The sequence below is a fragment of the Aureimonas sp. OT7 genome (assembly GCF_014844055.1).
Classification (GTDB): Bacteria; Pseudomonadota; Alphaproteobacteria; order Rhizobiales; family Rhizobiaceae; genus Aureimonas; species Aureimonas altamirensis_A.
Window position 1 is genome coordinate 1825316 of the sequence record NZ_CP062167.1, and the last position, 12328, is coordinate 1837643.

Consider the following 12328-nt stretch of genomic DNA (forward strand, 5'->3'; position numbering starts at 1 on the left):
ATTTCGAGTTGCATCCATCGGCATCGCGGAACATTGTCTCCTCATCAAAGGCCGATCACATCGGCGTGTCGCGTAGTGCAGGGCTCAAGAGGGGTACGCATGCTGAAGGAGTTTCGGGAGTTCGCCCTGAAGGGCAACATGGTCGACCTGGCCATCGGTATCATCATCGGTGCGGCCTTCTCGGGCCTCGTCAACTCCATCGTCGCCGATATCATCATGCCGCTCGTGGGTTTGCTGACCGGCGGCGGCGTGGACTTTTCCAACCTGTTCATTCCGCTGTCCAGCAACGTCACGGCGGCGGGCCTTGCGCAGGCGCGCGAACAGGGGCCCGTGCTGGCCTATGGCGCATTCCTGACCCTGCTCATCAATTTCATGATCGTCGCCTTCGTACTGTTCATGGTCGTCAAGGGCATGAACAGGCTGAAGCGCAAGGAAGAGGCAAAGCCGCCGGAGGCCGCCGAAGTTCCGCGCGATGAAAAGCTTCTCGAAGAGATCCGCGACATCCTCGCCGCCGGCAACCCCAACCGGCCGGGCACCACACCGGGCTCGGGCCGCATTCCGGGAACGGACTTCTGATCCACGACCGCCCGGGGAGCCGAACGGCTCCCCTGCCATTCGGGCTCGGTCTCTTCAGGCCGGCACCGCGTACTTCACGCCCTGGCTGATTGCCCGGGCGCAATTCCTCCAAATCCCTTGACGGATACCCCTCGTTTGGCGCACTGCCCATGGCAAACCATCGGCCGCTTCCGCGGTATCCTGCGCCCCGGGACATCGAAAATGACACTTCTTCACAAGCTGAGCACGAGCGCCCTGGCAGCGCCGGAGAGCGGTATCGTATCGCTGGTCAATTATGCGCGCGGCCGTGAAGGGCTCATTCCGCTCTGGGTCGGCGAGGGGGACCTTGCCACGCCATCCTTCATCACGGATGCCGCCAGGCGCAGCCTCGATGCCGGCGAGACCTTCTACACCTGGCAGCGCGGCCTGCCCGAGCTTCGGCAGGCGCTGGCCGATTACGTCGGTGGCCTCTACGCGCTCGACCTGACCGCCGACCGCTTCTTCGTCACGGGCTCCGGCATGCACGCCATCCAGATCGCCGTGGACCTCGTGGCCGGTGCCGGCGACGAACTTGCCTATATCGGCCCGCTCTGGCCCAACTTCGCGGCCGCCGCCGATCTTTCAGGGGCAAGGGCGGTTGAGGTGCTCCTGGACGAACGGGATGGAACGTGGTCGCTGGACCTCGACCGCCTCAGGGCCGCGATCGGGCCGCGGACAAAGGCGATCTTCGTCAACAGCCCCAACAATCCGACAGGCTGGACAGCCGATATCGACACGCTGCGCGCTATCCTGGAGATGGCGCGGGCGGCCGGCATCTTCATCATCGCAGACGAAATCTACGGGCGCTTCTTCTATGAAGGAGGGCGGGCGCCGTCCTTCCACGACGTGATGCAGCCGGACGACGCGATCCTCTTCGTCAACTCGTTCTCCAAGAACTGGGCGATGACGGGCTGGCGCGTGGGCTGGATCGAGGCGCCGACCGAGTTCGGCGACGTCATCGAGAACCTTGTCCAATACTCCAATTCCGGCGTGGCGCCCTTCATGCAGCGGGCCGCCATAGCGGCCCTGCGGGAAGGGGAAGAGTTCGTGGAAGGGCAGATCGCCCGTGCCAGGACGGCGCGCGACATCTTCTGCGAGACGCTGCGCGCTACCAACCGCATCGCGCTGACCACGCCGGCCGGCGCCTTCTATGCCTTCTTTGCCATCGACGGCATCGTCGATGCCAGGGCCGCGGCCATCCGCATCGTGGACGAGGCCGGTGTCGGGCTGGCGCCGGGCGCCGCCTTCGGCAACAGCGCGGCGCCCTACATGCGCGCCTGCTTCAACAGACGGCTGGACGAAGTGGAGGAGGCAGCCGCGCGCATCGCCCGTTGGGTGCGGCAGGCCGCGTGACGTCCAGGATGCCGGAAGCGGCACGGCTGCCCTTGACCCTGCTGTTCGGCGCGGCGGGAGGGGCAGTCGCGCATCTGGCCGGGATGCCGGCGGCGTGGTTGCTGGGCTCCATGCTGGCGACGTTGGCCAGCGTGCTGTGCGGCTTCAAGCCCTCGCTGCCGAACTGGCTGCGCGACATCACCTTCTTCATCCTCGGCGTCCAGGCCGGATCCGGCGTCACCCCCGCCGTGATCGAGCAACTGGCCCTGTGGCCGCTATCCTTTGCCATCCAGATGGCAGGCGTGGTCGTCGTGGCGCTGGTCACCATGCTGTTCCTGGAACGCGCCTTCGGTTGGGACAGGGAAACGGCGCTCTTCTCGTCCTTGCCGGGGGCGCTGTCCTTCGTACTGGCCGCCGCGTCCGAGACGCGCGCGGACATGACGCGGATCACGGTGCTGCAGACGGTGCGGCTTTTCTTCCTGATCGCGGTGCTGGTGCCGCTGCTCGGATGGCTGGAAGGCGAGGAGCCGGACGTGTCGGCCATCGCCGCCCATGGCGATGCGTGGTGGCAATATCCGCTTCTGGTCGTCGTCTGCGCGGTCGTCGCATGGGCCGGCGTGCGCAGCCGCGTGCCGGGCGGCCTCATACTCGGCGCGCTCGTCGGCAGCGCCGTCCTGCACGGCGTGGACGTGGTGACGGTGGGCGTTCCGCCGTTCATCGCAACGCCCGGCCTTGTCGCCATAGGGGCGTTGATCGGTTCCCGGCTGCAGCGCGAGGACAGAGGTGCGCTTCCACAGCTTCTGCCGGCCTCGGTGGGCGCCTTCGTCATCGGGCTGTCGATCATGACGCTGGCGGGTCTTGTCGCGATCCAGGCACTGGGGCTCGACATCGGCCGCGTGTCGCTGGCCTATGCGCCCGGCGCGCTCGAGGCGCTGACGGTGCTGGCCTACCAGTTCGACATTGACCCCGCCTATGTCGCTGCCCACCATGTCGTGCGCTTCGTCGGGATCGCGCTGCTGGTGCCTGTCCTGGCGCGCCGGCTGCCACGCCGAGCCCCGACGCTGGCCGATGCGGCGCGGTCGGAGGCGACCTTGCCGACAGCCGCCCACGATACCGAGGCCACGGGCCGCGACCGCTGAGCCGCGCAAGGCGCTTCAGCCGCCGCGCAGGCGGGTTTCCAGAAGGTCGAGTTCGCGCACCAGCTTGCGCATGATGTCCTCCGGCAGGCGATGCGTGCGCGACAGATGGTAGAAGGTGTCCCGCTCGGCCTCGATGCCGGCCAGACGCAAATCCCGTTCGATTGCCTCGATCCGGCGCATCGCCTCCGCGTCTTCCCCCGTGGACGAGCCGCGCTGCAGGCGCTGGCGATACACGTCCATGATATGCGCTGCGGCATCCGCATAGACGTCGGCCTCGTCCGCGCTCCTGCCGCTGAGCCGGTGTTGCGCCGTCTCCACCGCCTTCATGCCGGCCTGCGCGGCAGCCAGCCGGGCTCGATCTTCCTCTTTTCTGTGGGTCGGTTCCGGCGGCAGATGAAGCCCGAACAGCACCGTCGGCAGGCCGATGCTGGCAATGACCAGCGACAGGATGATGACGCCGGCCGCAAGGAAGATGGCGAGATCGCGCGCGGGGAACGGCGAGCCGTCCGGCAGCAGCAGGGGCAGGCTCATGACGCCGGCAAGCGTGATGGAGCCGCGCACGCCGGCCAGCGCCGTGGCAACGATTAGGCGCCAGTTTGGCGCCGTCACGCTATGGCCGCGCCGCCCCGCACGAAACATCGTGAAGCGAAGCGCCGTCCAGGTCCAGACGAAGCGAAGCAGGACCAGGCCCAGCGTCATCGCGAGGATGTAGATGGCCAGCCATGCCGGCTGGTGGTGGCCCGTTTCGCGGACGACGCGGGCGGCGCCCTCGACGATGCGCGGAAGCTGCTCTCCGAGGATCACGAAGGTCATGCCGTTGGCGGCAAACTGGACCGTATCCCAGAAGGAGGCGCGGCGAACGCGCGTTATGGCAAGCGCCTGGCCCCATTGCTCGACATAGCTCATGCTGATGCCGGCGCCCACGGCCGCAAGAATGCCGGAACATCCGAGATGCTCCGCCAGGAGATAGGCGCCGAAGGGCGTCAGCAGGCTTATCAGGATCTGCGATCCCGTTTCTTCCCCGTAGCGCAGAGAGGTGAAACGCTTTGCCTGGGTGATCGCGTAGGTCAGCACGATGCCGACCGCCAGGCCGCCGACCGATATCCAGACGAGGCTGCCGAATGCACCGGCCAGCGAAAAGGTGCCCGTTGCGGCGGCGGCGACCGCGAACCGCATGCAGACGAGCCCGGACGCGTCGTTCAACAGCGACTCGCCTTCCAGAATGTGCATGAGCCGCATGGGAATGGGTGTCCGCGACGCGATGGCCGATACGGCTACCGGGTCGGTCGGAGAGACGACGGCAGCCAGCGCGAAGGCTACGGCGAGCGGCATCGAGGGGATGAGCCAGGTGAGGAAGAAGCCAAGGCCGACCACGGTGAAGACGACCAGGCCGAAAGCCAGCGCCAGAATGGTCCTGGCGTCGTGGAACAGGCCGTCCTTGGGAATTCTCCAGCCGTCGAGGAACAGAAGCGGCGGCAGGAACAGCAGCATGAAGATCTCGGGCTGCAGGATAATGCCGAAATCGAAGCTTGCCGAGATCGTGGCGCCAAGGGCGATCTGGACCAGGGGTAGGGGTATGGGCAGCGGCAACGCCCGCGTGACCGTGCCGCTGATCGCGACGGCGACGAGCAGGACGAGTACGGGCAGGACCGATTCCATTCAGCTTTCCAGACAGGCGATGCCGCAGTTGCGGCGGCAGCTTATCCGCCGGCCTTGGATACGACCAGTGACGTGGCAGGCATGTCGGCCTGCCCCTGGGCGGGCCGGTCGCCGGCGAAGGGAATGCCGACCGAGATCCAGGTTTCCACCAGTGCATCGCGCAGCGTATCGATCAGCGCGTCGCCGTGAAGCGGCGTGGGTGTGATGCGCAACCGTTCGGTGCCACGCGGCACTGTCGGATAATTGATCGGCTGGATATAGATGCCATGCCGCGTCAAGAGATGATCGCTGGCCTGCTTGCAGAGATCGGGATCGCCCACCAGCACCGGCACGATATGCGTATCCGACGGCATCACCGGCAGGTTCGCGGCGGCGAAGACGGCCTTTGCGCGCGATGCCTGCCGCTGCTGCCCGTCACGCTCGGCCTGCGATTGTTTCAGATGGCGGATCGACGCCGTCGCCGCCGCCGCGAGAGCGGGGGGCAGGGCGGTGGTGAAGATGAATCCCGGCGCATAGGAGCGCACCGCGTCGATCAGATGCTGCGAGCCGGTGATGTAGCCGCCCAGGACGCCGAAGGCCTTGGCCAGCGTGCCCTCGATCACGTCCAGGCGTGCCGCCACCCCGTCGCGCTCGGAGATGCCGCCGCCGCGAGCGCCGTACATGCCCACGGCATGCACTTCGTCGATATAGGTCATCGCGTTGTAGCGATCGGCAAGGTCGCAGATTTGCGCGATGGGCGCGATGTCGCCATCCATCGAGTAGACGCTTTCGAACACGATCAGCTTGGGGCGGCCGGGCTCGGCCGCCTTCAACAGCTCTTCCAGATGCGCCACGTCGTTGTGGCGGAATATCTGTTTCTTGCCGCCGGCCTTGCGCACGCCCTCGATCATCGAGGCATGGTTGAGCTCGTCCGACAGGATGAGGCAATCCGGCAGCAGGCGGGCGATGGTGGAGATGGAAGCCTCGTTGGAAACGAAGCCGGAGGTGAAGACGAGCGCAGCCTCCTTGCCATGAAGGTCGGCAAGCTCCTGCTCCAGCTCGACGAGCGGATGGTTGGTGCCGGAGATATTGCGCGTGCCGCCCGCGCCGGTGCCCATGACGCCGGCCGTCTCGCGCATGGCGGCGACGACCTTGTCGTGCTGACCCATGCCGAGATAGTCGTTGGAGCACCAGACGGTGATTTCCTCCGCCTTGCCGTCATGCCGCCAGATCGCCTGGGGGAAACGGCCCGCGATCCGCTCGAGGTCGGCGAAGACGCGGTAACGCTTCTCGGCGTGCAGCGCCTCGATGGCGGATCTGAAGTGGCTCTGATAGTCGATCATCCGGAACTCCTTCGTAAGAAGGGTTCTAAGGTCCCGGAAGCGCCAAGTCCATGCCTGGAACGGTGCCTTGGACATTCTGTCCAGTGCGGCTCAATCCTCTTCCGGGCGGCTCTCCCCGGGGCGGGCCTTGTCTTCCGCGTCATCCGGCTCGTCCATCAGGGAGCGGCGTGCCTTGGCCTGGGCCTTGCGCTTCTTCAGATTGTCGCGGAGCTGCTCCTCCAGCCGCTTCTGCCGCTGCACCTTGCCGGGTTCGATCGGTCTATGGGAACTCATGCGCGATTCCCCCTGTCGTCCGCACGGTTGTAGAGCGTCAGCGCCTCATGCGTGGACAGGCGTGGCCGCCAGCCCGTGCGCAGGCGGATCTTGGCCGTGTCCACGACGAACTCGGCAAACAGCCTGTCGGTGATCTCGGATTTGCCGGCAAGCCGCGCGATCAGGCGCAGCAGCCCCACCGGCATCGCGAATAGCCCGGGCGACCGGCCGCGTGCGCCGCGCATGGCCGCGACCAGCTCGGACAGCGTCGCCGGTGCCTCGTCGGCGACGAGGAAGGTGCGGCCTGCGGCTGCCGGATGCGCGATCATTTCGATGATGGCCTCGACCGCATTGTCGACGGCCAGGATGCTGCGCCGGTTGCGGGCAGAGCGGAAGGGCAGGGGCAGGCGGGTTGTGGCCAGCCTTTCCAGCTTGGCGATGGCGCCCTTGCCGCCGGGGCCGTAGACGGCAGGCAGGCGCATGATCGTATATTCGGTGGCGCTGTCTTCCAGTTCGGCGCGCAGGCGCCGCTCGGCTTCCAGCTTGGAAGCGGCGTAATTGTCGACCGGGCGCGGCCGGTCGTCCTCGATGATGGGCTTGTCGCCCTGCATGGAATGGATATTGGCGGTGCTGGCGAAAACGAATCGGCGCACGCCGGTTTCCGATGCCACCCGCGCCAGCGCGGCAGTGCCACCGGCATTGGCCTGCCCCAGCGCCACGGCATCGTCCATGGCGGGGTCGCCGCGCTCCGGGTTGAGGGCGGCAAGGTGCACGATGGCGTCGAGGCCGAGGGGCCAGCCTTCATGCCGGCGTATGCGTGACAGGTCGCGCGGGGAATCCAGCGTCTCGGCCCGCTCGTCCGGGCTTGTGGCGTCCTCGCGCACGAGCACCGTCACCGCGTGCCCTTCGTCGAGCAGGCGCGAAACGAGGCGGCGACCGATGAACCCTGTTGAGCCTGTGACGAGGATGCGCATGAGACTGCTTGAAACGACTCCAATTCCTGACCGGTCGTTTCTTCCTTGCCCAATTCGTGGCTTTGCGGCAATTCGCTTGTCCCATGAAACGTGTTTTTGACATAGCAGCGAGCTTTTTGGGTCTCATATGCTTCGGCTGGCTCATCCTGCTGCTTGCGGCGTTGATCCGCCGCGATACGCCGGGACCGGGCATTTTCCGGCAGATTCGCGTCGGGCTGAACGAGAGAACCTTTACCTGCTACAAGCTGCGCACCATGGCCTCCGGCACCGCCTCGGCGGCCTCGCACGAGACGCCGCGCGCGGCGGTGACGAGGCTCGGCGCGCGTCTTCGTGCGTGGAAGCTGGACGAGCTTCCGCAGCTTTGGAACGTGTTGAAGGGCGACATGAGTTTCGTCGGCCCGCGCCCCTGCCTGCCCGTCCAGACCGTGCTGATAGAGGCACGGCGGCGGGAGGGAGCCTTCCGCGTGCGGCCAGGCATCACCGGGCCGGCCCAGGTGCGCGGCATCGACATGTCGGAGCCGGAGCGGCTGGCGCGCATCGACGGCGCCTATGCGCGTTCCTCCGGCTTCTGGAGCGATCTCGGCCTGATCCTCCAGACGGTCACGGGCAAGGGCCGGGGCGACAGGGTGCGGTGATTTCACAAGCGCCGCCAATTGCCCTATAGACCCCGAACTCCCGGCCGCCGGGACCAGATCGAAAGGCGTTGCATGAACCTGATCGACCCAATCGGCTTCGCCGCGGAGCTTGCGGCCCATGCGGAGCGGCACGGCCCTGTCACGATCGGCCTTGCCGGAGCGGGCCAGATGGGCACCGACATCGTCGTGCAGGCGGCGTTGATGCGGGGCATCCGCATCGGCGCCATCGCCGCCAGCCGCCCGACCCGGCCGATGGAGGCCATCGCAATGGCCGGCTACAGCGAGGGCCATGGAATCGTGGCCGATACGGATGCCGCCATGGACGCCGCCATCGAGGCCGGGCGGATCGCCGTGACGGGGGACCTGACGGCCCTGACCCGCGCCGGGCGCATCGACGTCGTGGTGGATGCAACGGGAAGCCCGGAAATCGGCACGCTGCTGGCGCTGGAATCCATCCGCAACGGCAAGCATATCGTGATGCTGAACGTGGAAGCCGACATAACGGTCGGCCGCTATCTGGCAGAGGAAGCCCGCAAGGCCGGCGTGGTCTATACGGGGTCCGCGGGGGACGAGCCCGCCGCGACGCTGGACCTGATCGCATTCGCGCAGGCGCTGGGCATGGACGTCATCGCCGCGGGCAAGGGCAAGAACAACGCGCTGGATTTCAACGCCGTGCCGTCCGACTTCGAGGAAGAGGCGCGCGCCCGCAACATGAACCCCCGTATCCTGGTGGAGTTCGTCGACGGCTCGAAGACCATGGTCGAGATGACGGCCATCGCCAATTGCACCGGCTTGCTGCCCGACGTGCCGGGAATGCACGGTCCTGCGGCCACGCTGGACAATCTGGCGCAAATCCTGTGCACCGAGGAGGATGGCGGCATCCTGTCCCGGGCCGGCTGTGTCGACTATACGATCGGCAAGGGCGTGGCGCCCGGCGTTTTCTGCGTGGTCAAGCCGAGGCACGAGCGCGCCATCGAGCGCATGGCGGACCTGAAGGTCGGTCCAGGGCCGTGCTTCACGCTGACGCGGCCCTTCCACCTGACCAGCCTGGAAACGCCGCTGTCGGCCGCCAGGGCCGTGATGTACGGGAAGCCCGACATGGTGCCGCTGGCGCGTCCCGTGGCCGAATGCGGCGCCGTCGCCAAGCGTGACCTTGCGCCCGGCCAGACGCTGCAGCGCATCGGCATGGAAGATTATCGCGGCTTTGCCATGACATGGGCGGACGGCCGTGCAGCCCGGGCGTTGCCGCTCGGGCTTGCCGAAGGCTCTCGCGTCACCCGGGCCGTCAAGGCCGGCGAGCTTCTGACACATGACAACTGCGCGGCGGACGACAGCCTGAACGTGACGCGCATCCGTAAGCAGATCGACGAGGCCGATACAGGATATCTCGCGTGACGCGTCAGGCGAACCGGCTGTCGTAAACCTGCCTGAGCGCACGTTTTTCGCTGTCCATCTGCAGTGTCGAATTGCTGCGCTCCAGCAGTTCTAGCGCATGGCGGCGCGATGCCGCGCGAAAGTCCGGCCCACCGAGGTCGTGCAGGCTGGCAAGCGCCTTCATCAACCGGACCATCACCTCGATTTCGCCAGCGCCATCGCGCCCGAGCGAGGTGAACATGTCGTCGAAGAGGTCGTCGGCCTGTATCCGTGCCGCATAGACCCTGTCATGGCGGATTTCGGAAGCTTCGGCCGGCTGCGCGGCGGCGGCCATGACACGCAGCGACCGCCCGATGATGTCGATGGCCGTTCCGATATCGTTGATCGCGGCCGACAGCGCCCGCGCGCCGATCTCGGCAAGGACAGCAACGGCAAAGCGCGGGTCCTGGTCGAAGGAGCGCTGGTCTCCGATCGTCAGCGCCTGCAGGAAGGCCGCATCCTCCGGTAATTCGCCGTCGCCGGCGATCTCCAGCACAGGGCGCGAGGGATCGCAGAAGGTGCCGACATCGGACAGAAGTGCGATCCGGCAATCGTGGCGCTCCGCAAGGCCCTGCAGGCCCGCAAAGTCGACGTGCTGGATATAGCCGATGGTGCGGCAACGCAGCTTGCGCCGGTTGCCCCCGGCGGGGAAGTCGAGCCTGTTCCGACAGCCCCGGAACGGGTCACGAGCATAAGTTTCGACGACATCGAGAGCCACCTTCTCCACGCGCTGCGCCGTATCGCCCACGCGGCCGATGCGCGACAGATAATCGATCCAGCGCAGCAGCGTGAATACGATGACCACGATGACGGCGATGGTTGCACCGAACAGGATGACGCGGCCCTGCTCGCCATAGGTGCCGGTGGACAGGGCGATGATCCCGACGATGGAGTAGAGGAAAACGCCGACGAAGGTGGACAGTACGTTCTGGCTGGTCGGATCGGCCATCAGCAGGCGCGTCGCGCGCGGGGTGGCGTTGGTGGTCGCCGAGGAATAGGCGCCCACCATGATGTTGAGCGAGAAGGTCGTGACCGCCAGCATGCTCGATGCCAGGATGCCAAGGATATTGTCCACCGCGTCGGCGCCGATACGGCCGCCGAGTTCCGATGGAATGAGGGGGCTGAGCCACGCCGCCATGAGGGCAGCAATGACGCCGATGGCGGAAAAGATCAGGGAGCGGAACCAGAGCCCGCTGGTCAATTGCCTTACGATAAACCGCCAGCGCGACATTTCTTTTTTCTTCAGCCCTTTGCGAACGGTCCTTATCTTGGCGCCTTGCCGCGCGGGTCCAGCCTTTTGGCAAGTCCATCGCCCAGAATATTCGCACCCAGCACCGTCACGGCGATGGCCGCGCCCGGCGCCAGTGCCAGCCATGGGGCGACGCCAAGGTAACTTTGCGAATCCGCCAGCATGCGGCCCCATGACGGCGAGGGCGGTTGCGTCCCGAGACCCAGATAGCCGAGCCCGGCTTCCGTCAGGATGGCGAGCCCGAACTGAAGCGACGCCTGAACCGCCAGCAGGCCGCCGATATTGGGCAGCACGTGTTTTGCCGCAATACGCCGGTCGCCGGCGCCAAGCGCCCGCGCCGCCCGTACGAAATCGCTGCGCAGCACCTGCGCGGCCCCGGCATGGGCAACCCTTGCAAAGACCGGCGTGACGAAGAGGGCGATGGCGGCAACCGCGCCTTGCGGCCCGGCACCGAGCGTGAAAGCCAGGAGCAGCGCCGACAGCACGGGCGGAAAAGCAAACAGCATATCCATGACGCGCATGGTCAGGCCGGCGACGGCGCCACCGCGAAGCGCGGCGAACAGGCCGGTGGCGCTGCCGGCAAGGCCACCGAGAGCGACGGCCGCCAGCGCGATGGACAGGGAACTCGCCGCCCCCATCATGACCATGGAGGCCGTGTCGCGCCCGAGTTGATCCGTGCCGAGAAGGGCCGTCGCGCCGGGCGGCGTCAGCCGGGCGGGAATGTCCAGCCGCAGCGGCGTCGGGTCCGGCGTCCAGGCGAACGACAGACAAGCCGTCGCCGCCACGAGGACCAGCAAAGCGAGCCCGATGGCGATACGCCTCATGCCCGCGCCCTGGGGTCGGTGGCCGCGATGACGGTCTCGATGGCGAAGTTGACCAGCACGACGATGCCGACGAAGAGCAGGACACAGCCCTGCAGCACCGGTATATCCCGTTGGGCCAGCGCCTGTATGGCAAGGCGGCCGAGCCCCGGCAGGACGAAGACGTTTTCCACCAGTACCGCGCCGGCCACGAGGTACGACACTTGCAGGCCCGCAAGCGTCAGGATCGCGGGAAGGGCCATGCCGAAGACATGGCGGCGCAGGATCGCGCCGTCGGACAGGCCTTTCGCACGTGCGGTCCGGACATGATCCTGTGACAGGGCTTCCTTCAACGCGCCACGCGCCACGCGGGCAAGCACGGCGGCCTGCGGTACGGCAAGGGCGATTGCCGGCAGAAGAAGATAGGGCAGCGCCGCAAGGCCCTGCTGCCATCCGGGAAAGCCGCCCGTCGGCAGCGGCCCGCCCTGAAAAGCGAGGATGAGCAGGATGCCGATGAAGAAGCCGGGCAGGGCGATGCCGCCCTGCGCCAGAAGGGCGACAGCGACTTCGGCGGCCGGCCGACGGCGCGCCGCGGCCATGGCGAGCGGCAGCGCCAGCAGGGTGGCCGCCAGCATTGCCAGGCCGGCAAGCGGCAGCGTGACGGCCAGCCGCTCGACCAGGAGGCGCGATACGGGAACGCCGTAGGTTGCCGAAAGCCCGAAATCGCCGCGCGCCGCGTCCGCCATCCAATGCAGGTACCGAAGCCATAATGGCCGGTCGAGGCCGAGTTCGGTGCGGAGCGCCGCAAGGGTTTCGGGTGACGCCGAGGTGCCGAGCATGATGGCGGCCTGGTCGCCCGGCAGGATCGATGTCATCAGAAAGATCAGGCTGGCGACCGCCAGCAACGACAGGACAAGGGTCGCGGCACCCCGCGCGAGGGCGCTTGCCGGGCGCCCCAT

At 67.0% G+C, this 12328-nt stretch carries 12 protein-coding genes; 5 read left to right on the forward strand and 7 right to left on the reverse strand.

The genetic code is table 11. The features are described from left to right. Window positions 1–99: 99 nt before the first annotated feature. From mscL to IGS74_RS08835, 3 genes are all read left to right on the forward strand, one after another. Entirely contained in the window at window positions 100–576 is a 477-nt protein-coding gene (gene mscL / locus IGS74_RS08825; RefSeq protein WP_039189432.1) for a large conductance mechanosensitive channel protein MscL, read from the forward strand. 201 nt (window positions 577–777) lie between these two features. Beyond that, window positions 778–1947 carry a pyridoxal phosphate-dependent aminotransferase gene (locus IGS74_RS08830; RefSeq protein ID WP_192391102.1) on the forward strand — a complete coding sequence of 390 codons (1170 nt, stop codon included), beginning with the start codon at window positions 778–780 and terminating at the stop codon, window positions 1945–1947. Next, window positions 1944–3065, forward strand: a complete 1122-nt coding sequence (locus IGS74_RS08835) for an AbrB family transcriptional regulator (protein ID WP_246723093.1) — start codon at window positions 1944–1946, stop codon at window positions 3063–3065. The genes IGS74_RS08830 and IGS74_RS08835 overlap by 4 nt, the downstream gene beginning before the upstream one ends. Before the next feature lie 15 nt (window positions 3066–3080). Here IGS74_RS08835 and IGS74_RS08840 read toward each other — a convergent pair whose 3' ends face one another. From IGS74_RS08840 to IGS74_RS08855, 4 genes are all read right to left on the reverse strand, one after another. Next, entirely contained in the window at window positions 3081–4724 is a 1644-nt protein-coding gene (locus IGS74_RS08840; protein ID WP_192391103.1) for a Na+/H+ antiporter, read from the reverse strand. Window positions 4725–4765: 41 nt separating this feature from the next. Beyond that, complete coding sequence (gene hemA / locus IGS74_RS08845; protein ID WP_039190916.1) at window positions 4766–6043, reverse strand: 5-aminolevulinate synthase; 1278 nt, start codon at window positions 6041–6043, stop codon at window positions 4766–4768. Between the two features lie 93 nt (window positions 6044–6136). Further along, window positions 6137–6319: a hypothetical protein gene (locus IGS74_RS08850; RefSeq protein ID WP_192391104.1), complete on the reverse strand. Its 183-nt coding sequence runs from the start codon at window positions 6317–6319 to the stop codon at window positions 6137–6139. Beyond that, the gene (locus IGS74_RS08855; RefSeq protein WP_192391105.1) at window positions 6316–7272 is read right to left on the reverse strand and encodes an NAD-dependent epimerase/dehydratase family protein; all 957 of its coding nucleotides are present in this window, start codon (window positions 7270–7272) and stop codon (window positions 6316–6318) included. The genes IGS74_RS08850 and IGS74_RS08855 overlap by 4 nt, the downstream gene beginning before the upstream one ends. An 83-nt stretch (window positions 7273–7355) precedes the next feature. On the opposite strand from IGS74_RS08855, the gene IGS74_RS08860 reads away from it, so the two are divergent. Together IGS74_RS08860 and IGS74_RS08865 are read left to right on the forward strand one after the other, a co-directional pair. After that, on the forward strand, window positions 7356–7907 hold the full coding sequence (locus IGS74_RS08860; RefSeq protein ID WP_192391106.1) for a sugar transferase: 552 nt from the start codon (window positions 7356–7358) through the stop codon (window positions 7905–7907). A 72-nt stretch (window positions 7908–7979) separates the two neighbouring features. Then, a complete protein-coding gene (locus tag IGS74_RS08865) occupies window positions 7980–9302 on the forward strand; it encodes an SAF domain-containing protein (protein ID WP_192391107.1) in 1323 nt (440 codons plus the stop codon). Window positions 9303–9306: 4 nt separating this feature from the next. On the opposite strand, the gene IGS74_RS08870 is transcribed toward IGS74_RS08865, so the two are convergent. The 3 genes from IGS74_RS08870 to IGS74_RS08880 are packed head-to-tail and all read right to left on the reverse strand — an operon-like array spanning window position 9307 to window position 12328. Beyond that, on the reverse strand, window positions 9307–10551 hold the full coding sequence (locus tag IGS74_RS08870; protein ID WP_192391108.1) for a DUF2254 domain-containing protein: 1245 nt from the start codon (window positions 10549–10551) through the stop codon (window positions 9307–9309). Between the two features lie 32 nt (window positions 10552–10583). After that, a complete protein-coding gene (locus IGS74_RS08875) occupies window positions 10584–11393 on the reverse strand; it encodes an ABC transporter permease (RefSeq protein ID WP_192391109.1) in 810 nt (269 codons plus the stop codon). After that, window positions 11390–12328, reverse strand: coding sequence for an ABC transporter permease (locus IGS74_RS08880; protein WP_039189452.1), 939 nt, complete (start codon window positions 12326–12328; stop codon window positions 11390–11392). Before IGS74_RS08880 ends, IGS74_RS08875 begins: the two co-directional genes overlap by 4 nt.

What these genes read in the sequence shown, in the direction of transcription:
- mscL (WP_039189432.1), top strand. Translation starts at nt 100, where the DNA reads ATGCTGAAGGAGTTTCGGGAGTTCGCCCTGAAGGGCAACATGGTCGAC.
- IGS74_RS08830 (WP_192391102.1), top strand. Translation starts at nt 778, where the DNA reads ATGACACTTCTTCACAAGCTGAGCACGAGCGCCCTGGCAGCGCCGGAG.
- IGS74_RS08840 (WP_192391103.1), bottom strand. Translation starts at nt 4,724, where the DNA reads ATGGAATCGGTCCTGCCCGTACTCGTCCTGCTCGTCGCCGTCGCGATC.
- IGS74_RS08850 (WP_192391104.1), bottom strand. Translation starts at nt 6,319, where the DNA reads ATGAGTTCCCATAGACCGATCGAACCCGGCAAGGTGCAGCGGCAGAAG.
- IGS74_RS08855 (WP_192391105.1), bottom strand. Translation starts at nt 7,272, where the DNA reads ATGCGCATCCTCGTCACAGGCTCAACAGGGTTCATCGGTCGCCGCCTC.
- IGS74_RS08860 (WP_192391106.1), top strand. Translation starts at nt 7,356, where the DNA reads ATGAAACGTGTTTTTGACATAGCAGCGAGCTTTTTGGGTCTCATATGC.
- IGS74_RS08865 (WP_192391107.1), top strand. Translation starts at nt 7,980, where the DNA reads ATGAACCTGATCGACCCAATCGGCTTCGCCGCGGAGCTTGCGGCCCAT.
- IGS74_RS08870 (WP_192391108.1), bottom strand. Translation starts at nt 10,551, where the DNA reads ATGTCGCGCTGGCGGTTTATCGTAAGGCAATTGACCAGCGGGCTCTGG.
- IGS74_RS08875 (WP_192391109.1), bottom strand. Translation starts at nt 11,393, where the DNA reads ATGAGGCGTATCGCCATCGGGCTCGCTTTGCTGGTCCTCGTGGCGGCG.
- IGS74_RS08880 (WP_039189452.1), bottom strand. Translation starts at nt 12,328, where the DNA reads ATGGGGCGCCCGGCAAGCGCCCTCGCGCGGGGTGCCGCGACCCTTGTC.